Raw genomic sequence first — 18,967 nt, 5'->3', positions numbered from 1 at the left:
CTTGAGTTGTGCTTTTCTAATGTCTTTAAGGTGTGTGCAATGGAGTCTTGGATTGGGGGGCACACCCAAAATGCTATATCGAGGGTTTTCTAAAGCAGAACTGGACCGGGAATACGCACCGAGTTCGATGATAGGAGGCGATCTGACGCCCTATATCACAAGTTTCGCTGCGCTTAGTGCTCAGGCACGGGTGAATTTGCCCGTTCAGGAAAACCTCGCCTACGGTGAAAAAGCCGAGCAAGTGCTCGATTTTTTTCCTTCGGCGGTCGAGGATGCACCGTTGCATGTCTTCATACACGGGGGTTACTGGCAAGCCCTCAGCCAGCGTGAATCGGCAATGATGGCCCCAGCACTGCATGAAAACGGTCAGGCTTTTGCAGCGCTGAACTATACACTGGCGCCGTTTGCACGCATGGGTCAGATGGTCACGGAATGCCGGGATGCTCTGCTTTGGCTTGCTTCGCAAAGCAAATCTTTGGGTTTTGATCCGGCTAATGTTACCCTGTCCGGCCATAGCGCCGGTGCGCATCTCGTTTCTATGGTCATGGCAACGTCTTCGAACGAATTAGCTCAGGCAGGTTTACGCGTGCGAAATGTAATACTGATCAGTGGTATTTACGATCTGGAACCAATCAGCCTTACGCCAGTTAACGACCCCCTTCAACTGAGCAAGACCGAGGTGCACGACCTATCGCCCTGCCTGAACCTGCCTCTACCGGGTCCACGATACCGGGTAACAGTTGCCGAGCGCGACACATCTGAATTCATTCGACAAAGCCGCGACTATGCCGAGCTTTTGCGCAAAGCAGGCCATGCCGTTAGCTTTGATCTGCAGGATGGCAAAAATCATTTCGACATCGTGCTGCCTTCGTACAGTTTTCTGTCCCATCGGGCCGATTAGACACTTTACCGAAAAAAACAGCGGCCCAAAGGACCGCTGCTCCGACATCTTATCGCGTCGCTCGCTTAGTCGAGCGTGCGAGTTACTTCTTCGCGTTCGAAAATCTCGATGACGTCACCAGCTCGGATATCGTCATAGTTTTCGAATGCCATACCGCATTCCTGACCGGATTGAACTTCCGCCACTTCGTCCTTGAAACGCTTCAGCGTCTTGAGCGTGCCCTCGTGGATTACCACATTGTCGCGCAGTAGGCGTACACCTGCCGACCGGCGTGCCACACCTTCTGTAACCAAACAGCCCGCGACCTTGCCGACACCAGTAACCTTGAAGACCTCTTTGATCTCGGCGTAACCGATGAATTTCTCACGAATCTCTGCGCTTAGCAGACCTGATGCAGCGGCTTTAACATCGTCCACTAGATCATAAATCACCGAGTAGTAACGGATTTCCACACCTTTTTGGTTCGCGGTATTTCGCGCAGAAGCATTGGCACGGACGTTAAAACCAAAGATTGGTGCACCTGAAGCTTCGGCAAGTCCAACATCCGTCTCGGTGATAGCACCGACACCGGAATGCAGGACTCGTACACGCACTTCTTCGTTACCGATTTTCTCCATTGCCTGAACAATGGCTTCGGCAGAACCTTGAACGTCAGCTTTCATCAGAATGGGCAATTCGGTGACGTTTTCGTCTTCTTTGGCTTTCTGCATCAGTTGTTCAAGGGTGGTCGCGGCACCGGCGGCAGCTCGCTTGTCTTTTGCGGCCTGCTCACGATAGGCTGCGATTTCGCGTGCCTGCGCCTCGGTTTCAGTCACATTCAGAACATCACCCGCTTCAGGGGTGCCGTTGAGACCCAAAACTTCAACCGGGACAGAAGGCCCTGCCTCTTTGACGCGCTCTCCCTTATCGTTGATCAAAGCGCGGACCTTACCGTACTGCTCGCCAACAACAAAGATATCGCCCTGACGCAGTGTACCATTCTGAACCAGAACGGTAGCTACGGGGCCACGACCCACGTCCAGTTGCGCCTCGATCACGGCGCCTTGCGCTGCCCGATCTGGATTGGCTTTGAGTTCCAGAATCTCGGCCTGCAGTGCAATAGCTTCCAGCAATTCATCGAGGCCTTGGCCCGTAATCGCTGAAACTTCAACGTCCTGAACCTCACCCGACATCTTTTCGACGATGACCTCGTGTTGCAACAGGTCCGTTCGCACCTTGTCCGGGTTCGCCTCGGGCTTGTCGATCTTGTTGATCGCAACAATCATCGGGACACCAGCCGCTTTGGCATGATTGATCGCCTCGATGGTCTGCGGCATCACCGCGTCATCAGCAGCAACAACCAAAACGACGATATCCGTCACCTGAGCCCCGCGCGAGCGCATCGACGTAAATGCCGCGTGGCCCGGCGTGTCAAGGAATGTCAGTGTGACACCATCATCAGTTTTTACCTGATAGGCACCGATATGCTGCGTGATACCGCCAGCTTCACCAGCCACAACGCGGGCATCGCGGATGGCGTCCAGCAACGAGGTCTTACCATGGTCAACGTGGCCCATGATCGTAATCACAGGCGGACGCGGTTTGAGATCCTTATCTGCGTCTTCAACTTCCTTAATGACGTCTTCGACGTCCGAATCAGAGACGCGGGTGACCTTGTGACCAAACTCTTCGATGATCAGTTCCGCAGTGTCTGCATCGATGGTTTGGTTCTGCGTCACCATCATACCCATCTGCATCAACGACTTAACCACATCGGCGACTCGTTCAGCCATCCGGTTGGCCAACTCGGAAACCATGATCGCCTCAGGCAGCTGAACATCACGGATTACCTTTTCCCGCTCGACCGTACCGCCCATAGCTTTTTGACGAGCGCGCTCCTGCTTTCGCTTCATTGATGCCATGGAACGTTGGCGACTGCCTTCGCCGCCGGTCGCCTGTCCCAGTGTCAGCTTACCCGAGCGGCGGTTGTCGTCTCGGCCTTTACGTGACCCGCGCTGCTCTCGTTCGCGATCTTGCTTGCGCGACGCCGAAGCCGGTGCCGGTTTGCTCGATGGCGCCCTGGCCGCCTTAGGCTCTTCTGGCGGCGGAGCTGCAGCAGCAAGCTTAGCTGCTTCCTCGGCCTCTTTTCGGCTACGCTCTTCCTCTTCGGCCTTTGCCCGAGCGCGCTCTTCAGCTTCACGCTGTTCGCGTTCCTTGGCCTCTTGTTCGGCGCGACGGCGGGCACGTTCTTCCTCGCGCGCTTTTTCCTCGGCCTCACGTGCGGCGACCTCTTCAGCCTCTCTTGCTTTGGCCGCTTGCAGCGCCTTCATGCGGCGTGCCATTTCCGCATCGGAAATTCCCGCAGGTCGACGCGATGGGTCACCCGAAGGTGCGGCGCCAGCACCGGGCTTGGTCGCGCCCGGCTTGGGAACCACGACGCGTTTGCGCTTGGTTTCCACCACGACATTCTTGGTCCGTCCATGGCTGAAACTTTGTTTCACATTTCCGGGACGTGCCCCGCCACGCAGACCCAATGTCTTTTTGCCGTCATTATCGCTCATAAAGCTTCTTACCCTTCCGAGCGGCCGCTGCCGCCGTCATCCTTTTCGCGCAAACCGCGCAAGCGCTGCGCTTCCTCTACAACACGTTTGGCGAGTCCGCCAGAGGCGAGCGCCGCATGAATCACAGTTTGGCGCCCAAATGCCTGCCCTAACTCGTCCGCAGTCAACCAGCCGATGTAATTTCCAAAGTGCGGAGTGCTTAATTTTGACTTTCCGCGCCCCGATCCATCGGCAGCCTGAATCAGCACCTGAGCTTCTTCCCTGTCCAGCCAGGTCTTGACCTTTTCGTATCCTGCGACCGCATCGCCAGACTTTCGGGCGAGGCTCAGCAATTCAATCACCCGACGCAACACTTGACGTTCCACTTCGGCCGTTAGGTCGTTCGGTATGCCGACCTGCGCCTTAAAACCTCGGGCAAACAACTTTTTGCCCACAGCCTTGTCCAAGGCGACCCGGTCAGCGGCTACGTAGACACCACGTCCCGGCAGCTTGGACGCGACATCCGGATAAACCTGACCATCCGGTCCCGTCACAAATCGGATCAACCCATATTTTGGCTGTACCTCGCCAGTCGCAATGCACTTGCGCTCGGGTCCGTCAGACCGATCTTTATGGACGCCGCCGCGACCCATTCGCACCATCCGAGGCCTGAGATCAGGCCTCTGCCTCCTCTTCGACTGCTTCGCCTTCTTCCGCGACCTGCTCCAACTCGGCTGGATCAACCCAACCCAACATGATCCGCGCAGTCATTACCAAATCCTGAGCCTCTTCCAGCGTAACGCCAAAAGGTTCCAAGACACCATCATCCTTGATGCGCTCTCCATCGACAGTTGTCCAACCGCCTGCCAATTCCCAATCCGCGCACGTTGCGAAGTCTTCCAAATTCTTCACATCGTCCTTGGCCAGCGCTTCTACCATCTGGGGTGTCAGCCCTTCGAATTCAATAAGGCTATCCTCGGCACCCAAAGCTCGAGCAGCATCCAAAGCCGCTTTGGCCTGAGCCTCAAGGAATTCACGGGCTCGGGTCTGCAGTTCCTGCGCGGTTCCTTCATCTACACCGTCGATAACCAACAGCTCTTCGATTTCCACATATGCAACTTCTTCAAGATTAGTGAAGCCTTCGGAAACCAACAGTTGGGCAAAGAATTCATCCAAATCCAGGCTGTCCATAAACAATTGGGTACGGGCTTCGAATTCCTTCTGGCGACGCGCCGATTCTTCGGCTTCGGTCATGATGTCGATGTCCAGGCCTGTTAGCTGGCTGGCCAGACGTACGTTTTGACCTCGGCGCCCTATGGCAAGGCTCAACTGTTCCTCGGGGACCACAACCTCGATCTTGCCCGCTTCCTCGTCCAGAACCACTTTGGACACTTCGGCCGGTTGCAGAGCGTTCACCAAGAAGGTTGGCTGATCTTCATTCCAAGGGATGATATCGATCTTTTCGCCCTGAAGTTCATTCACGACCGCCTGAACACGGCTCCCGCGCATACCAACGCAGGCACCGACGGGATCAATGGAACCGTCGTACGAAATAACAGCGATCTTGGCGCGCGATCCGGGATCCCGTGCCACCGCTTTGACTTCGATAATGCCATCATAGATTTCCGGAACTTCCATTTTGAAAAGCTCGGCCATAAACTCTGGCGCTGTACGCGACAGGAAAATCTGGTGCCCTCGGACTTCGCGACGCACTTCTTTTATATAGGCACGTACACGATCATTGGGGCGATAGCTTTCGCGGCCGATCTTGTCATTGCGCCGCAGAACCGCCTCGGCTCCACCAAGGTCAATAATGACATTACCGAATTCTTCGCGTTTGACAGCACCATTGATAATTGTGCCAGCACGATCTTTGAATTCTTCGTACTGGCGATCCCGCTCTGCTTCGCGAACTTTCTGCAGAATGACCTGTTTGGCAGACTGCGCCGCGATCCGCCCCATTTCTACCGGCGGAACTTCCTCGACAAACACATCGCCAACTTCAGGGCTTTCCATATATTGTTTGGCCTGCTCTACAGTGAACTCGGCCTGATAATTTTCAAGCTCGTCGTCCTCAACAACAGTCCGGACCCGAGTAAAGGTTGCTTTACCGGTTTTGCGGTCAATCGATACACGAATGTCCATCTCGGCGCCGTAGCGGCTCTTGGCTGCACGAGCGAGCGATTCCTCCATCGCTTCGACGACCAAACCGGGGTCGATCATCTTTTCGCGTGCCACGGCCTCGGCGGTCTGCAACAGCTCCAGCTGGTTGGCTGACGTAATTGCCATCAGTTCGTCTCCTCTTCGGACCCTTCGGTCTCAATCTCGTCGAAGGCATTTTCGTTCAAGGCGCCGGCGTCCTTGCGCTGGCGCAGCATTTCTTTGATCAGGTCATCGGTCAGGACCAATTTAGCATCGCTGAGCCAATCGAAATTCAGCCCAATAGTGATCACCTCAGACCCTTCCGGGATGTTGATCAGGACTTCTTCCCCTTCGATCCCGGCAAGTTCGCCCTTAAAGCGGCGGCGGCCGTCGATCAGCTCTGAGGTCTCAATCTTGGCCTCATAACCTTCGAACGTCTCAAAATCCTTGAGACGGGTCAGAGGGCGGTCAATGCCGGGGCTGGATACTTCCAGTGTATAAGCGTCAAGTATCGGGTCCTCGACATCCAAAGTCGCGCTTACAGCGTTCGAAATCTCGGCGCAATCGTCCACTTCTATGCCGCCTTCAGGCTTATCGGCCATGATCTGCAAAGTGGTCTGTTTGCCGCTCATCAGGCGAATGCGGACCAGCTCATACCCCAGATCCTCGATCACCGGTGTGATGATCTCGGCCAGTCGCCTATCAATGGCAGCTTTGGCTATCAAGTCGTTAGTCATTTGGTCTTTACCCTTCGGTCGGGCACAAAAAAACGGGCGCGCGGCCCGTCGATCTTTTCCGGTGGAGCCCCGGACCTTAGCCCGACACGCCGCTGTTGAACTTGCATATACGCAGGATAATCCGAGTCTGCAAGGCGAATGTCAGATATTGTTCAACTGCCATCTAATCAGTGTCCGACCACCCTATGTCACGATGCGTTCCATCACAGAAAGGTTTGTTGCCCGATTTGCCACAACGGCACAGAACATATTTGCTTTGACACGCCCCTTTCGCCTGCAAATCGGTAGGCGGCTCGACCCCGAGAACCCAATACGGGCCGTCCTTTTGCACCTCGATCTGGGCACGGGCGGCATGCAGATGCTCTCGGGTTTCATCGTCTCCCAAGGCCAAAGCGCCAGAAGGGCAAGCAGATACTACTAGACGAACTTCTTCGGTGGTTCCGCGGTCTGGTTGAACCCATGGTTTTTGTGAAGGGTTAAAAATGTCGGAGGCCAGACGCCCGCATTCAGCTGCATGCGAGCACAAAAGCGGATTGAAGCTCACGGTCACAGATTCGCCGCGATATCCGATAATCCGGTCGCTGCCAGCTGGGGTTCCTCCACGGCTTTCAAAGCCGACCTTAGAATGTGTACCATCGCAAAAAGGCTTGTTTGCCGAATGCCCGCAACGGCACAAAGCCATGACTTGTTTAACTTCAATCTCGGATCCATCGGAACCACGCATCGAATGAAGGTTTTTTACAATCAGTGGCCCGTTTTCGCGTTCTTCGACAATGGTTTTATCGGACATTTAAACATCCTCCGCTTACCTGATCAGGTTAGTGATACGTACCTTCTTGTCAAATTTTCAGGGCTTAGGTTTTAGGCCAACCACCATCTTTCAGCCAAGCGGCCGTCGTCCAGCGCTCGGCCTTCCCCTACTCGACGTGGCACACCTACGTTGGGCGCAACAGCAAGCGCCGAGTCCGCCTTTGACGGAAAATACCGTAAGCCGCTTACACCGCGCAAATCATTGGGGTCTGGAAAGGCCGCGACGTCCACATAACCGTCGCGCAATGCCTCTGCGCGAACTTGAGCGTCGGGGATTACTATAACCTCAATCGTTTCAGCCCATCCTGCTAAATTGTCTTTGTAGTGCCCCGCAACCCTACGTCCAAGGAAATGGCGCATGTCTTCGGCTCGTTCCACGCTGTAACAACCGGTACCGTTAGCCTCATGCAGTGGCGACACACTTTGACCGCCACGGGTGATGACAAAGCGGCTATCGGCTAGAAGAAACGGTAAGCCTGGATTGGGCTCAACAAGCTCAAGCCGCAAGCTATTGGACGACAAAGCCTCGACTTTCCCAACCTCACTTAACACCACTAAAACATCTTGGATATCCAGAGGTGCGCCGTCGTGAAACAAGACGTCGTCGCGAAGCTGAAAACTCCAAAGCCGCGCCTCGAAGTCAGTTTCCCAACTAGTCGTCAGTTCTCCTCGCAGGGTACCATCGGGGGCGACTTCAGTCAGCGTGTCAAACACAGCACCGCGCGCAACCTGCTCCAGACTGTCATCGCGGGGCACTGCCACACGCAAGGTTCCGCCCTTTTTCGGAATATCCGCAAGTGACGCACCTGTGGCAGCCAGCAAGGCGGCCGCTGCACCGGATGCAAACAACGCTCGGCGATCGATCCGGGTCATGCATCCTCCTCCGCCAAGCGATCCATGATTCGGATCAGTTCAGCACTGATGCCCGGCTCTGAAAGGGCGTGACCTGCATTTCGCACCATTCTCAACTCGGCGTTCGGCCACCGTTCGGAAAGCTTCCAGGCGGCTTTGGGTGGACAGATCATATCATAACGGCCCTGAACTATATGGCCCGGGATATGAGCAATCCGGTCCATGTTCTTTAGGATTTGACCATCAAACTCCATGAAACCGCCGTTGATGAAATAATGGTTCTCGAGTCTGGCAAAGGTCCGCGCGTATTCTCCGGGGCTTTCCCCGACCGACCCGTTGGTGTGAATTGATGCAAGTGCGTTTTCCCAATGAGACCAAGCCCGGGCATACAGAATCTCTGTCGCGCGATCGCCTGAGAACAGGCGTTTGTTGTAAGCCCTAATAGCATCGGACTGTTCCGATTCCGGCAGCAGAGATGTGAATTTGGCCCATTGTTCGGGCCAGAACTTACCCGCTCCACCGCCATAGAACCAATCCAACTCGGCTTGAGTCATCATAAAGACTCCCCTAAGCACCAAGCAGCTGACACGGCCCGGATGGGTTTGCGCATATGCGAGTGCAAGAGTGGCGCCCCAACTGCCGCCGAAGGCTATCCACTTCTCGATCTCGAACAACTTCCGCAATCGCTCTATGTCGGCGACAAGATGCCAGGTCGTGTTGTTTTGTACCGACGCGGTGGGGCGGGATCGTCCGCACCCTCGCTGATCGAACAAAATCACACGATATGCCTGCGGATCGAAATATCGCCGCATCGCGGGGCTGCAACCGCCGCCTGGCCCACCGTGCAGAACAACAACAGGTATACCGTCCGGATTGCCTGATTGCTCGACATATATCCGGTGCCCATCGCCCATATCCACCATTCGCTGATCGAACGGATCGATCGGCGGGTACAAATATTGAACTGCGCGCTTTTGGTCCGAGTACTTGTCCATTATTGGCCTATATAGTCCCTAAGCGTAAAAGAGCATACGGAGACAGGAATGCAAGCGCATCCGAACACAGTGGACCCGTCAGAGATCGCAAAATTCGAGGCTATGGCCGCCGAATGGTGGGACCCGCACGGAAAATTCAAACCGCTGCACATGCTCAACCCTTGTCGGTTGGATTATATCACACAGCAGATCGCGGGAGAATTTGATCGTGATTTGACGACTTTGTCCCCTTTTAAAGGTTTGCGCCTGCTTGACATTGGGTGTGGTGGCGGTTTGCTAAGTGAACCCATGGCACGTCTTGGCGCTGAAGTCGTAGGTGCGGATGCGGCCGAAGGCAACCTGCCTGTCGCACGCATTCACGCCGAAAAATCCGGACTTTCGATCGATTATCGCCACGCCACTGCCGAATCGATGGCAGCAGCAGGCGAACAATTTGACATTGTTCTGAATATGGAAGTTGTCGAACACGTAGCGGACCCGCTGAGTTTTCTGACGGCAACGCAACAACTTTTGAAACCCGGTGGATTGGAAATTTGCTCGACCATCAACCGCAATCCGAAATCTTACGCGATGGCCATCTTTGGAGCCGAAGTGGTAATGCGTTGGCTACCTCGCGGTACGCATGAGTGGAATAAGTTCATCACACCGGACGAACTGTTCGAGCTGCTGAGAAACGCCGGATTGAACCCGGTGGATCGCAAGGGATTTGTGTTCAACCCAATTCGATGGAGCTGGTCCATATCCCACCGCGACCTGAGCGTGAATTACGTAACGGCAAGCGTAAAGCCCGGCTGAGGCTATTCACCTTCCAACTGCATTCTCAAGTCGCGAAGGACAGGAAGTGTTGCGCGCACGCGTTCATGACCCAACTCTTCGACCACTTGGTTGATCAGCGGAGCTATCGACGAAATCGCTTGATCCCTCGCACGACGACCTGCTGGGCTGATCGCTACCATTTTTCTACGCGCATCGTCCCAGTCAGGCCGGATGTGAATGTAACCTGCCCATTCCAGCTTGGCCAAAGTATTGGTCATTGCGCCGCGTGTTACGTGAAACGTATTGGCCAATTGTGCCGGACTGCGCTCGTCCCCAGCGAAGACCAAATGGTTCAGGACCGAAAAGTGAGAAATCTCCATACCTTTTGGCAGTACACGGCTCAGCCGGTTCCGCAATAATTGATCTGCGGTCAGAATCTCGCTGAACAAAGTGACCGCCAGGGCGTTTGTATCTTCAGTCATGGTCCGGTTCTGGATCAAGGTCCGTCGAAAGGACGGCAATGTGAAAGCGAGGGCACACGACGGCGCGCCTCTGTCACAGAACTATCATCCAAATTGAAAATGTGAATGCCCGGATCAGTCCCTGCGTCGATCAGCACCTCTCCCCAAGGGGAAACAACCATGCTGTGACCATGAGTGTGGCGCGTCTTTCCCCGGGTTTTCGGGTGTTCACCCGTTTGCGCAGGTGCAAGTACCCAGCAGCCGTTTTCAATAGCTCGGGCGCGTAACAACGATTCCCAATGTGCCGCGCCGGTCACCGGAGAGAATGCTGACGGAACTGTCAGAATACGCGCACCCGCCTGAGCGAGTGCTGCATAGAGATGCGCAAAACGAATATCGTAGCAGATCGTCAGGCCGATTTTTCCAAACTCTGTCTCTGCGACCACTGCCTTGCGGCCGGGCCTGTAATTCTTGGACTCCCGAAAAATTTCGGCGTCTGAAACTTGCACGTCGAACATGTGGATCTTGTCATATCGGGCCACTATCTGCCCTTGCGGATCGATCAAGAACGACCGATTTGCAAAACGTCCGTCCTTGTCCTGCGTCTTAATGGCAAGAGACCCAATCAGTAGCCAAACCCCCAACTTCGCAGCCTCACTACGCAGACCCGCCAAAGAAATGTCATCTGCCTCATGCTGCAAAACCTCAACTTGACGCGTCGCACTGGTCGAAACGCAATTTGTGACCTCTGGCGTCAGAATGAACTGTGCGCCCATGCCGGCGGCATCGCTCATCATCGACCGAACCATTTCCAAGTTTTCGGCCGGATCGTCAGACGAAGTGATTTGCAGCAGTGCAGTTTTCATCATGCAGCAAGCAAATGGTCCAGCTTGCCCTGACGCTCAAGCTCGTACAAGTCATCGCAACCACCGACGTGCGTCGAGCCAATAAAAATCTGCGGTACCGTTCGTTTGCCACCTGCACGTTCCACCATTTCGGGCTTACGCTTTGGATGCAGCAGCACATCGACTTCTGTGAACTCGACGCCCTTTTGATTCAGCAGTCGTTTGGCCGCGTGGCAATAACCGCACAACGGAGAGGTGTATATTTCAACCAGCTTCATATTCTATACCTTTGGATTTCGCACATTCTTGCGCGAATTAGGCATCCTTGGCAACGCGCGCCAGCACCAGCACGAAAATATTATTGGCCCCTGCTGAAAGACAGGCATTCGCGCAGGCCGAAAGGGTCGAGCCGGAAGTCATCACATCATCAACTAAAAGCACTTTTCGCCTTTGAACCCGTTCCACCCAACGCCGATTGACAGAGACCGATCCTGACATGACTTGGACGCGCTCTGTGGCCGTCTTTCCATCCAAAATCGGTGTTCTTTTTGTCCGCACCAACAGATCCGGACACAAGTCCATTCCGGTTTCCCGCGCCAACTGCTGAGCCAGCAAAGCGGATTGATTGTATCTACGTTTCAACAGTCGCGTCCAATGCAACGGGACAGGCGCTAGGAGCATGTTTCCATAAAAAAGCTCGCGCCCGGCCTGGCACATCCAATGCGCAGCGGGTCGTGCCAGTTCTGGGCGATCTCCGTGTTTCAAAGCGAGAATTAAGGACCGGGCCTTTCCCTGATAAATCAGGGCGGCGCGTCCGTCCTTCCACGGACGCCGTGATTTCAGGCAATCGTCACATTCAATACGATAACCGTCTTTTGCACCGGGCATCGGTATCCCGCAGCTCTCACAAACAGTCCCGCTGATAAACGGTGTTTCCCTCCAGCATTTACCGCAAAGGCCGAAATCTGATTCCGTCAGGTCGCCGCAACCCATGCAACGCGGTGGATAGATTAGCTCAACAGCAGTTTGAATCCGTTGACGAATGCGATACGTGCGGCTCATGAAGTTACCTGCCTCCAACGCACCCTCACTTTTTGATCGTAAGATCCTTGACCTTCACCGCGCCCGGGCGCGCATCGAGGATCTGTTTCTGCATCGCGCAGCGGCCGATGAAGTACATGATCGCCTGAAGTTGGTTAACAAGACATTTACGTCTCCCATAATTGTCAGCCCGTTCCCAAAAGTCTGGACCGAAAGGTTTCCGGAGGCCGACGTTGTTTTGGACGATGACGTACTGGAACTGTCTCCGGCTTCGAATGACCTAGTGATCCACGCCATGGCTCTACACTGGGCCAACGATCCAGTCGGTCAATTAATCCAATGCCACCGGGCGTTGCGCCCAGACGGATTGCTGCTGGCAATCTGTTTGGGCGGCGATACCCTGACCGAATTACGCGCCGCATTGGGTCAAGCTGAGATCGAAATAACCGGCGGGCTAAGCCCACGCGTCGCTCCTATGGGCGAACTGCGTGATTTAGGAGGTTTGCTGCAGAGAGCCGGATTTGCGCTGCCGGTAGCAGACTCCGTGCCGCTGAGTGTGGAATACCGCGATCTGTGGCATCTGATGCATGATCTTCGATCCATGGGAGAAACGAATGCACTTTCAGCGCGTCGAAGAACACTTACCCGTCGAGGGCTGTTCAACGCGGCACAGGCCATTTATTCGGAGAATTTCACATCTCCTTCTGGGCGCCTGACAGCTACATTCGAATTGATTTGCCTGACCGGCTGGTCACCAGATGACAGCCAGCCCAAACCGCTCCGTCCGGGGTCGGCCCAGACGCGGCTGGCTCATGCCCTACGCACAGATGAACGTAAACTGCCTGATTGACGAGCGAGCATTTCCCGTTATCTGAGGTCAGAACAGGAAAATCAGGAAGTCCAAAATGTTTGATGCCATTCGCCCCGCGCACGCACCAGCGGATCACCCAAAAGTCAAAATGGGCCGTGTGGGAATATTATTGGCAAATCTTGGTACACCGGACGATTACACTTATTGGCCGATGCGGCGCTATCTGAACGAGTTTCTGTCAGATCGACGTGTGATCGACTATCCACCATGGAAATGGCAGCCAATTCTGCAAGGCATCATCCTGACAAAACGCCCGTTTAGTTCTGGTGAGGCGTATAAATCGATCTGGAACCACGACAAAGGTGAAAGTCCGTTGATGACGATCACCAAAGACCAGACCGCCAAATTGCAAAAAGCCATGCATGAGCGATACGGTGATAAGGTGCTGGTTGATTTCTGCATGCGATACGGAAATCCGGCCACCAAATCTAAAGTCCGGCATATGGTGGCAGAAGGTTGCGACCGGATCCTGTTTTTTCCTCTTTATCCGCAATACGCCGGTGCAACGACGGCGACGGCCAACGATCAGTTTTTCCGCGCCCTGATGGAGGAGACCTGGCAACCTGCCAGCCGAACCGTTCCCGCTTATTTCAGTGAACCCGCTTATATTGACGCTCTGGCTGGTTCGGTTGAACGCGCTTACGCATTGATGGAAGATAAGCCAGACATATTGGTCTGCTCTTACCACGGAATGCCGGAACGGTATCTAAAACAGGGTGACCCCTATCACTGTCAATGCGTAAAAACCTCAAGACTTTTGAAAGAGCGCCTTGGTTGGAACGATGATCAGATTATTTCGACTTTCCAATCGCGATTCGGACCCGAGGAGTGGTTGAAACCCTACACAGTTGACCACGTTGCCGATCTTGCGCGGCAAGGGAAAAAGAACATCGCCGTAATAGCACCTGCATTTTCCGCGGATTGCATCGAAACGCTGGAAGAGATTAACGAAGAGATAAAAGAAAGCTTTGAAGAGGCTGGCGGTGAAAGTTTCACCTATATTCCCTGCCTCAACGACGACGAATCGCACATTACAGCTTTGGGAAAAATTATTCAGGACAACCTGCTTGGATGGCTGGAGTAACAAAAAAAGGCGGTGGACCAGTCCACCGCCTCTTTAATTGGTAGTGTCTCGTCGACTTAGCTTGCTGCGACAGCCGCGGCTACAACAACCAGCAGGATCAACGGCAGGATGATGCCCTGCGACGAACCCTGAGTTTCTTCGACAACTACAGGTGCTTCAACAACCGGCTCTTCCAGGTTGCCAGCATATGCGGTCGAAGCGGCAGCAGTCAGTGCAGCAGCGAGAACGAGTTTCTTCATAATTAACCTCCAGAATTTGCGCGAATCCATTGATCTGGATCGCGCATCCAAGACTTACCTCGTGAATTTTATTAATCAGCAATGCATGGGGAATGCAATTGCAACTTGCGATCCAAGAGAGTTCGTGCGCCAAAATGTCGTCAAATTAGCAACACTTGCGTGCCAACCCTGGCCATTCCGAACAGCTCAGCGATGTCCTCGTTGAACAATCCAATGCAGCCATTCGAAGACCTACGCCCGATTTTTCGCGTGTCATGGGTTCCATGAATGCGATAATACTTCCAGCTTAGGTACAAAGCGTGCGTTCCCAAAGGGTTATCCGGCCCAGGTGGGATATAATCGGGCCATTCCGGATTTCGCTTCTTCATCGAAGGCGTCGGAGACCAGCTAGGGCCTTCGACCTTGCGGATCACACTTGTTCGACCCCTTCGGGTCAATTCTTCGGTTAGCGGCACCGAAGAAGGGTAAAGTTTGTATACGGTTTGATCATCAGACCAGTAATGCAACGCTCTAGACACTGTATCGACCAAAATCGCACCATTTCTGGTATTCGAGAAATAAGGTCGCCAGTCCAGCGCACGAAAGCCCGACACGTTGCGCCGAACCTCCGGTTCCGGTTCCGGCGCAGGTCGCAGCGGGTCACCCGGGATATATTGAGCGACTGCAGGCGATGCGAGGCTGACCATTGCACCGGCCATGAAACCGCGGCGCGTCGGCTGTAAAATGTTCTTCTTGACCATGATGGGCGGTCCTTCTCTAAGAGAATCTCAAAAAACTAATGTATTCTATTGCTAGAATGCTTCAGTCGCAAATCAAACCGGCAGAATCATGCGGGTTAACACCAATGCGCATTTGCCCCAGGGCTTCATGCAGGCTATTTCCCTTATCGACACAAAATTTGGGCCCAACATGACGCGTATTCTAATTTTTCTTTCGATTTGCCTTGTCGCGCTGACAGCTTGCGATACTTCGCGCACGACCGCCATAGGGGCGGATGGGCGACCATTACCGACGGTTTACAAGATTCGAGGCAACCCGGAAAAGCTGCAATTCCGGATGCTGGACTCGGTCAATGCTTTGCGTCAGGCGCAGGGCCTCCAGCCGGTGCAGCTCAATTCTCGTCTGAATGCTGCTGCGGCAACCCATTCCAAGGATATGGCACGACAGAATCGCCCATGGCACTTTGGTTCTGACGGATCATCACCCATCGATCGCGCCGCTCGGTCGGGGTATTCCGGCAGATTCCTTGGCGAGGCTATCTCCGAGACTTATGAAACTGAAACTGAAACGCTGGCCGCGTGGATGCAAGAGCCCGGCCCAAGGGCTGTCATCATGGACCCCAATGCAACGCAGATGGGATTTGCCTGGCACCAGGAAGGCGGCGGGAAAATCTGGTGGACATTGGAAATGGGCGCTGGTGGCTGACCCAGGTAAGTCAGTTGAAAATTGGGTTCTTAGTCCATTGAAACAGACGCAAGTGTTTCAAATAACAAGCACCATCGTTTGCTAAACTTTCCGAAGATCACGCAGCCTGCATAGACTGCGCCTCGGTCAGAATGGCGTATAACTTCACCGGGTCTGGGTTAGACCTCAGTTTGGCGCAGACTGTCGATTCGCGGAGCGTACGTGAAACAAGTGCAAGTGCCTTTAAATGATCGACGCCGGCTTCCTCCGGTGCAAATAGCGAAAACGCAAGATCTACTGGCTGTCTGTCGACGGATCCGAAATCGAGTGGTTTTTCCAGCAGAATAAACACTCCGGCTACCGCTTCCAGATCGGATAGGCGCGCATGCGGCAGGGCAACGCCATGTCCGACACCGGTTGGACCCAGACTTTCACGCTCCAGCAGGTTGTCGACAATCGACTGCGAATCCAAACCCATCGTTGATGCCGCGACATCTCCGATCTCTTGAAAAAGCCGCTTCTTGCTGGAAGCTGCCGATAAAACACGTACTGCTTCGGGCTTTAGTATGCTCGAAAGCTCCATAATCATGCTCCATGACGGCCTCCTGACCTTGCAGAAGGCGCCCAGTTACCCTTGCCTGTTATGGATCAATCCAGCCTATGTTACCGTCGTCCCGACGATACACGACATTTAATCCATCCTTGCTCTCATTGCGGAACACTAGCACCGGTGCGCCAGCAAGCTCCATCTGCATAACGGCCTCACCTACACTAAGCGATGGAATTTTAGTTTCCATCTCAGCCACGATCATTGGCTGCAGCGATTCCGGTTCGTCGGCCGTCTCCGATTCGTCAGAGGCGAGGATATAAGAGGACGCGCCAAAGAGTTCAACCGGCTCGGACCGATCCTTGTGATGATCCTTTAGGCGACGTTTATAACGACGCAATTGTGTTTCCATCTTGTCACAGCACGCCTCGAACGCCGCATAAATCTCAGTCGCATGTGCTTTGGCTTGCGCCGTCAGGCCAGTGGACAGATGTACAGTAGATTCGCACACATATTCATGCGCTGAACGGGAAAAGACGACGTTGGCATCCGTTGGCCGCTGGGCGTATTTTCCAACGACCTCGCCCAGTTCAGTCTGCACGTGGGTCTGCAGAGCCGCACCAATGTCGATCTGTTTTCCGCTGATTTGGTAACGCATGTGGTCTCCTTCACAATTCACACCCATTATGACGTTGCGTTACGCAACGAGCTTGTTGTTATCGGGTGGGGGGTAACGACGATTTCTGCAGTTTATTTCGCCCCGGCCCTTCCGCGAAGGGAGGTCGAGATCCAAATTGGAACCGATGAAATGCCATACACCAATTGAGGCAAGAGACGGCGGAAGAGTCAATCAAAACAGGCGTGTATATACGCGATTTCCTTTGGGTTCCCGACACCAAAACACGCAAGCTCATGAAATACGGAAGTTTTCACCCAAATACACACGCCGCACGTTTTCGTTTTCCACCACTTCGTCCGGCGTGCCCGACATCAAAACCTGCCCGTCATGCAAGATGTAGGCGCGATCCACGATTTCCAATGTTTCCCGTACGTTATGGTCAGTGATCAACACACCGATGCCGCGTTTTTTCAGATCAGCAACAAGATGACGGATATCCCCGACGCTTATGGGATCGACCCCGGCAAAAGGCTCGTCCAGCAACAGATATTTCGGGTTCGCCGCCAGGCACCGCGCGATTTCCACCCGGCGGCGTTCTCCGCCCGACAGTGCCAATGCAGGCGCGCGACGCAAGTGCTCGATTGAAAAATCAGCGAGCAGTTCTTCCAATCGTTCCTTTCGGCGATGCGCGTGATCAACAGTAATGTCCAACACGGCAGAAATGTTGTCTTCGACGCTCATCCCGCGAAAGATCGACATTTCTTGAGGCAAGTATCCGATTCCCAAACGGGCACGCCGGTACATTGGCAAGGTGGTTACAATCTGCCCATCAATCGTGACTGTACCTGCTTCGGGGAAAACCAGCCCGGCCACTGAATAAAAAGTCGTTGTTTTACCAGAGCCGTTCGGCCCCAACAACGCCACTACCTCTGATCGGTCAAGGGTCATGGAAACGTCGCGGATCACCGTCTTCTTTCGATAAGACTTTCGCAGCTTTTCAATTCTTAGACCTGAAGATCCTGCAGCAATAGAAAGTACTGGATTGTTCATTAGTTTCCGCTCGGCTGAAGAATTGTTTTGACCCGCCCGGTCATCGTGGCCAAACCAGTGGTTAGGTTGGCAATCATTTCGTCACCGCTAATGACGCTTGGCCCCTGCGTGAGCAGAACATTGCCCTTCATTTCGATCACACCCGAGTCTATGGTGTATTCCGCCCAATCCCCCTCTGCCGCATCCGGAGGGCTGACCAACACGACATTCTCGGTGGCTTCCATCCTTTCAATAGCTGATTTTTCTTCGTTGTATATTACCAGAACGCGTTCAGCGGTTAGTCGCATTTCGCCTTGGATCACGATGACATTGCCTAGGAATTCAGCTGATCCGTCTTCCTGATTTACGTTCAGAAGCTCAGACGTGACCTCGACGGGCAAGGTCGGATCCGCATTCGCTGATCCAAACGCTACCTGAGCCTCCTGCGCCGGCGCGGATAAGGCGCACATCGTTAAAACAAAGGAAACAAAGGCTACACGTAATTCAAACACAGGTTATCTTTCAGCTTTTTGGGGTTCATATATCAGCTTCACGCCGTCTGTAAAAAAAATATGAACCGGCCCATTCCTTTTTTCCGTTCCAAATTTCATACGTCCGGCAGTAAAATCGCCGATTGGCCCCGTACCATCAACCTGCCCAGGCGTATCGCCCCGAATTTCTTCCAAAGATGTGTTCAACAAGTCAGTAGTAACTTGAATCCCGTCTGCAGTTGTAATCACCACATCACCCACAAAAGTGGCCGTACCCTTGTCGGGCCGGATTGTTCCTGAGTTGGATACCATGGTGATCTGGCGCCCGTTTCTCAGGTCATATTTTCCTTCGATCTCGGTCGCTTTTGGGTCATCACCCTCCCGACCCTGACTAGCTCGGCGGGCCTCGACCCGCACTTGTTCGCCCTTGCGGGTAACACCCTTATAGTCCGGCAATGTGACCACCTGATCCGACAAACGTTGGTCAATCGCATCGTTCGAGAATGGTCCGGTTACGTTGGTTTCAACGCTGCGAGACAACAAGAAAACCGTAGCCAAAAGAAATATCGCCACCAGCGGAAGCAGAACTTTGAAGAACTGCACCATACGCGAGTAGCGATCCAC

Annotated in this window: 23 protein-coding genes; 5 read left to right on the top strand and 18 right to left on the bottom strand. The window is 53.9% G+C overall.

All coding sequences use genetic code 11. The annotated features are described in order from the left end of the window. The first annotated feature begins 52 nt into the window (after positions 1–52). Entirely contained in the window at positions 53–901 is an 849-nt protein-coding gene (locus GOV45_RS03790; protein WP_254447890.1) for an alpha/beta hydrolase, read from the top strand. Between the two features lie 65 nt (positions 902–966). Here GOV45_RS03790 and infB read toward each other — a convergent pair whose 3' ends face one another. The 7 genes from infB to pip all read right to left on the bottom strand — a co-directional run bounded on the left by infB (position 967) and on the right by pip (position 8,956). Beyond that, entirely contained in the window at positions 967–3,441 is a 2,475-nt protein-coding gene (gene infB / locus GOV45_RS03785; RefSeq protein WP_170474411.1) for a translation initiation factor IF-2, read from the bottom strand. Between the two features lie 8 nt (positions 3,442–3,449). Continuing rightward, on the bottom strand, positions 3,450–4,073 hold the full coding sequence (locus GOV45_RS03780) for an RNA-binding protein (RefSeq protein ID WP_170474409.1): 624 nt from the start codon (positions 4,071–4,073) through the stop codon (positions 3,450–3,452). A gap of 22 nt (positions 4,074–4,095) precedes the next feature. Further along, a complete protein-coding gene (nusA, locus tag GOV45_RS03775; protein WP_170474406.1) occupies positions 4,096–5,709 on the bottom strand; it encodes a transcription termination factor NusA in 1,614 nt (537 codons plus the stop codon). Next, complete coding sequence (gene rimP / locus GOV45_RS03770; RefSeq protein ID WP_170474404.1) at positions 5,709–6,299, bottom strand: ribosome maturation factor RimP; 591 nt, start codon at positions 6,297–6,299, stop codon at positions 5,709–5,711. Before rimP ends, nusA begins: the two co-directional genes overlap by 1 nt. A gap of 163 nt (positions 6,300–6,462) precedes the next feature. Next, positions 6,463–7,089, bottom strand: a complete 627-nt coding sequence (locus tag GOV45_RS03765) for a CDGSH iron-sulfur domain-containing protein (protein WP_170474401.1) — start codon at positions 7,087–7,089, stop codon at positions 6,463–6,465. Positions 7,090–7,160: 71 nt separating this feature from the next. Then, positions 7,161–7,982 (bottom strand): ABC transporter substrate-binding protein, encoded by an 822-nt coding sequence (locus GOV45_RS03760; protein ID WP_170474398.1) that lies wholly within the window; start codon positions 7,980–7,982, stop codon positions 7,161–7,163. Next, positions 7,979–8,956 (bottom strand): prolyl aminopeptidase, encoded by a 978-nt coding sequence (gene pip / locus GOV45_RS03755; protein WP_170474396.1) that lies wholly within the window; start codon positions 8,954–8,956, stop codon positions 7,979–7,981. Before pip ends, GOV45_RS03760 begins: the two co-directional genes overlap by 4 nt. Before the next feature lie 48 nt (positions 8,957–9,004). On the opposite strand from pip, the gene ubiG reads away from it, so the two are divergent. After that, entirely contained in the window at positions 9,005–9,751 is a 747-nt protein-coding gene (ubiG, locus tag GOV45_RS03750) for a bifunctional 2-polyprenyl-6-hydroxyphenol methylase/3-demethylubiquinol 3-O-methyltransferase UbiG (RefSeq protein ID WP_170474393.1), read from the top strand. Between the two features lie 2 nt (positions 9,752–9,753). Here ubiG and GOV45_RS03745 read toward each other — a convergent pair whose 3' ends face one another. Genes GOV45_RS03745 through GOV45_RS03730 form a run of 4 tightly spaced genes read right to left on the bottom strand, consistent with a single transcriptional unit; the run spans position 9,754 to position 12,080 of the window. Continuing rightward, positions 9,754–10,194 carry a MarR family winged helix-turn-helix transcriptional regulator gene (locus GOV45_RS03745; protein ID WP_170474390.1) on the bottom strand — a complete coding sequence of 147 codons (441 nt, stop codon included), beginning with the start codon at positions 10,192–10,194 and terminating at the stop codon, positions 9,754–9,756. A gap of 14 nt (positions 10,195–10,208) precedes the next feature. Next, positions 10,209–11,039 carry a carbon-nitrogen hydrolase family protein gene (locus GOV45_RS03740; protein WP_170475372.1) on the bottom strand — a complete coding sequence of 277 codons (831 nt, stop codon included), beginning with the start codon at positions 11,037–11,039 and terminating at the stop codon, positions 10,209–10,211. Then, positions 11,039–11,296: a glutaredoxin 3 gene (gene grxC, locus GOV45_RS03735; RefSeq protein ID WP_170474387.1), complete on the bottom strand. Its 258-nt coding sequence runs from the start codon at positions 11,294–11,296 to the stop codon at positions 11,039–11,041. The genes GOV45_RS03740 and grxC overlap by 1 nt, the downstream gene beginning before the upstream one ends. Before the next feature lie 37 nt (positions 11,297–11,333). Further along, positions 11,334–12,080, bottom strand: coding sequence for a ComF family protein (locus GOV45_RS03730; RefSeq protein ID WP_170474384.1), 747 nt, complete (start codon positions 12,078–12,080; stop codon positions 11,334–11,336). Between GOV45_RS03730 and GOV45_RS03725 the strand changes: the two genes are divergently transcribed. Together GOV45_RS03725 and hemH are read left to right on the top strand one after the other, a co-directional pair. After that, entirely contained in the window at positions 12,079–12,909 is an 831-nt protein-coding gene (locus GOV45_RS03725) for a methyltransferase domain-containing protein (protein ID WP_170474381.1), read from the top strand. The two genes, GOV45_RS03730 and GOV45_RS03725, sit on opposite strands and share 2 nt — an antisense overlap. Before the next feature lie 55 nt (positions 12,910–12,964). Beyond that, positions 12,965–14,014 (top strand): ferrochelatase, encoded by a 1,050-nt coding sequence (gene hemH, locus GOV45_RS03720; RefSeq protein ID WP_170474378.1) that lies wholly within the window; start codon positions 12,965–12,967, stop codon positions 14,012–14,014. A gap of 56 nt (positions 14,015–14,070) precedes the next feature. Here the strand turns inward: hemH and GOV45_RS03715 are convergent, their stop codons facing one another. Together GOV45_RS03715 and GOV45_RS03710 are read right to left on the bottom strand one after the other, a co-directional pair. Further along, complete coding sequence (locus GOV45_RS03715; protein WP_010442520.1) at positions 14,071–14,253, bottom strand: hypothetical protein; 183 nt, start codon at positions 14,251–14,253, stop codon at positions 14,071–14,073. Positions 14,254–14,393: 140 nt separating this feature from the next. After that, positions 14,394–14,993 (bottom strand): L,D-transpeptidase, encoded by a 600-nt coding sequence (locus GOV45_RS03710; RefSeq protein ID WP_170474375.1) that lies wholly within the window; start codon positions 14,991–14,993, stop codon positions 14,394–14,396. A gap of 169 nt (positions 14,994–15,162) precedes the next feature. Here GOV45_RS03710 and GOV45_RS03705 point away from each other — a divergent pair, with 169 nt between their 5' ends. Beyond that, the gene (locus tag GOV45_RS03705) at positions 15,163–15,678 is read left to right on the top strand and encodes a CAP domain-containing protein (RefSeq protein WP_254442627.1); all 516 of its coding nucleotides are present in this window, start codon (positions 15,163–15,165) and stop codon (positions 15,676–15,678) included. Positions 15,679–15,775: 97 nt separating this feature from the next. Here the strand turns inward: GOV45_RS03705 and GOV45_RS03700 are convergent, their stop codons facing one another. The 5 genes from GOV45_RS03700 to lptC all read right to left on the bottom strand — a co-directional run bounded on the left by GOV45_RS03700 (position 15,776) and on the right by lptC (position 18,967). After that, positions 15,776–16,240 (bottom strand): PTS sugar transporter subunit IIA, encoded by a 465-nt coding sequence (locus GOV45_RS03700; RefSeq protein WP_170474369.1) that lies wholly within the window; start codon positions 16,238–16,240, stop codon positions 15,776–15,778. 58 nt (positions 16,241–16,298) lie between these two features. Beyond that, the gene (gene hpf / locus GOV45_RS03695; protein ID WP_170474366.1) at positions 16,299–16,862 is read right to left on the bottom strand and encodes a ribosome hibernation-promoting factor, HPF/YfiA family; all 564 of its coding nucleotides are present in this window, start codon (positions 16,860–16,862) and stop codon (positions 16,299–16,301) included. A gap of 252 nt (positions 16,863–17,114) precedes the next feature. Then, positions 17,115–17,873 (bottom strand): LPS export ABC transporter ATP-binding protein, encoded by a 759-nt coding sequence (gene lptB, locus GOV45_RS03690; RefSeq protein ID WP_170474363.1) that lies wholly within the window; start codon positions 17,871–17,873, stop codon positions 17,115–17,117. Beyond that, the gene (locus tag GOV45_RS03685; protein WP_170474361.1) at positions 17,873–18,322 is read right to left on the bottom strand and encodes an LptA/OstA family protein; all 450 of its coding nucleotides are present in this window, start codon (positions 18,320–18,322) and stop codon (positions 17,873–17,875) included. Before GOV45_RS03685 ends, lptB begins: the two co-directional genes overlap by 1 nt. A gap of 45 nt (positions 18,323–18,367) precedes the next feature. Continuing rightward, positions 18,368–18,967, bottom strand: a complete 600-nt coding sequence (gene lptC / locus GOV45_RS03680; protein ID WP_170474358.1) for an LPS export ABC transporter periplasmic protein LptC — start codon at positions 18,965–18,967, stop codon at positions 18,368–18,370.

Origin of the sequence: Ruegeria arenilitoris, assembly GCF_013035425.1 — a bacterium.
GTDB lineage: Bacteria > Pseudomonadota > Alphaproteobacteria > Rhodobacterales > Rhodobacteraceae > Ruegeria > Ruegeria arenilitoris_A.
Note: the sequence above shows the minus strand (reverse complement) of the source record. Positions and strands in the feature narration are given on the sequence as shown.

Bases quoted from the DNA above. Each gene is read 5' to 3' on its own strand.
- infB (WP_170474411.1), bottom strand. From the start codon at position 3,441: ATGAGCGATAATGACGGCAAAAAGACATTGGGTCTGCGTGGCGGGGCA.
- GOV45_RS03780 (WP_170474409.1), bottom strand. From the start codon at position 4,073: ATGGGTCGCGGCGGCGTCCATAAAGATCGGTCTGACGGACCCGAGCGC.
- nusA (WP_170474406.1), bottom strand. From the start codon at position 5,709: ATGGCAATTACGTCAGCCAACCAGCTGGAGCTGTTGCAGACCGCCGAG.
- rimP (WP_170474404.1), bottom strand. From the start codon at position 6,299: ATGACTAACGACTTGATAGCCAAAGCTGCCATTGATAGGCGACTGGCC.
- GOV45_RS03765 (WP_170474401.1), bottom strand. From the start codon at position 7,089: ATGTCCGATAAAACCATTGTCGAAGAACGCGAAAACGGGCCACTGATT.
- GOV45_RS03760 (WP_170474398.1), bottom strand. From the start codon at position 7,982: ATGACCCGGATCGATCGCCGAGCGTTGTTTGCATCCGGTGCAGCGGCC.
- pip (WP_170474396.1), bottom strand. From the start codon at position 8,956: ATGGACAAGTACTCGGACCAAAAGCGCGCAGTTCAATATTTGTACCCG.
- ubiG (WP_170474393.1), top strand. From the start codon at position 9,005: ATGCAAGCGCATCCGAACACAGTGGACCCGTCAGAGATCGCAAAATTC.
- GOV45_RS03745 (WP_170474390.1), bottom strand. From the start codon at position 10,194: ATGACTGAAGATACAAACGCCCTGGCGGTCACTTTGTTCAGCGAGATT.
- GOV45_RS03740 (WP_170475372.1), bottom strand. From the start codon at position 11,039: ATGAAAACTGCACTGCTGCAAATCACTTCGTCTGACGATCCGGCCGAA.
- grxC (WP_170474387.1), bottom strand. From the start codon at position 11,296: ATGAAGCTGGTTGAAATATACACCTCTCCGTTGTGCGGTTATTGCCAC.
- GOV45_RS03725 (WP_170474381.1), top strand. From the start codon at position 12,079: ATGAAGTTACCTGCCTCCAACGCACCCTCACTTTTTGATCGTAAGATC.
- GOV45_RS03730 (WP_170474384.1), bottom strand. From the start codon at position 12,080: ATGAGCCGCACGTATCGCATTCGTCAACGGATTCAAACTGCTGTTGAG.
- hemH (WP_170474378.1), top strand. From the start codon at position 12,965: ATGTTTGATGCCATTCGCCCCGCGCACGCACCAGCGGATCACCCAAAA.
- GOV45_RS03715 (WP_010442520.1), bottom strand. From the start codon at position 14,253: ATGAAGAAACTCGTTCTCGCTGCTGCACTGACTGCTGCCGCTTCGACC.
- GOV45_RS03710 (WP_170474375.1), bottom strand. From the start codon at position 14,993: ATGGTCAAGAAGAACATTTTACAGCCGACGCGCCGCGGTTTCATGGCC.
- GOV45_RS03705 (WP_254442627.1), top strand. From the start codon at position 15,163: ATGACGCGTATTCTAATTTTTCTTTCGATTTGCCTTGTCGCGCTGACA.
- GOV45_RS03700 (WP_170474369.1), bottom strand. From the start codon at position 16,240: ATGGAGCTTTCGAGCATACTAAAGCCCGAAGCAGTACGTGTTTTATCG.
- hpf (WP_170474366.1), bottom strand. From the start codon at position 16,862: ATGCGTTACCAAATCAGCGGAAAACAGATCGACATTGGTGCGGCTCTG.
- lptB (WP_170474363.1), bottom strand. From the start codon at position 17,873: ATGAACAATCCAGTACTTTCTATTGCTGCAGGATCTTCAGGTCTAAGA.
- GOV45_RS03685 (WP_170474361.1), bottom strand. From the start codon at position 18,322: ATGTGCGCCTTATCCGCGCCGGCGCAGGAGGCTCAGGTAGCGTTTGGA.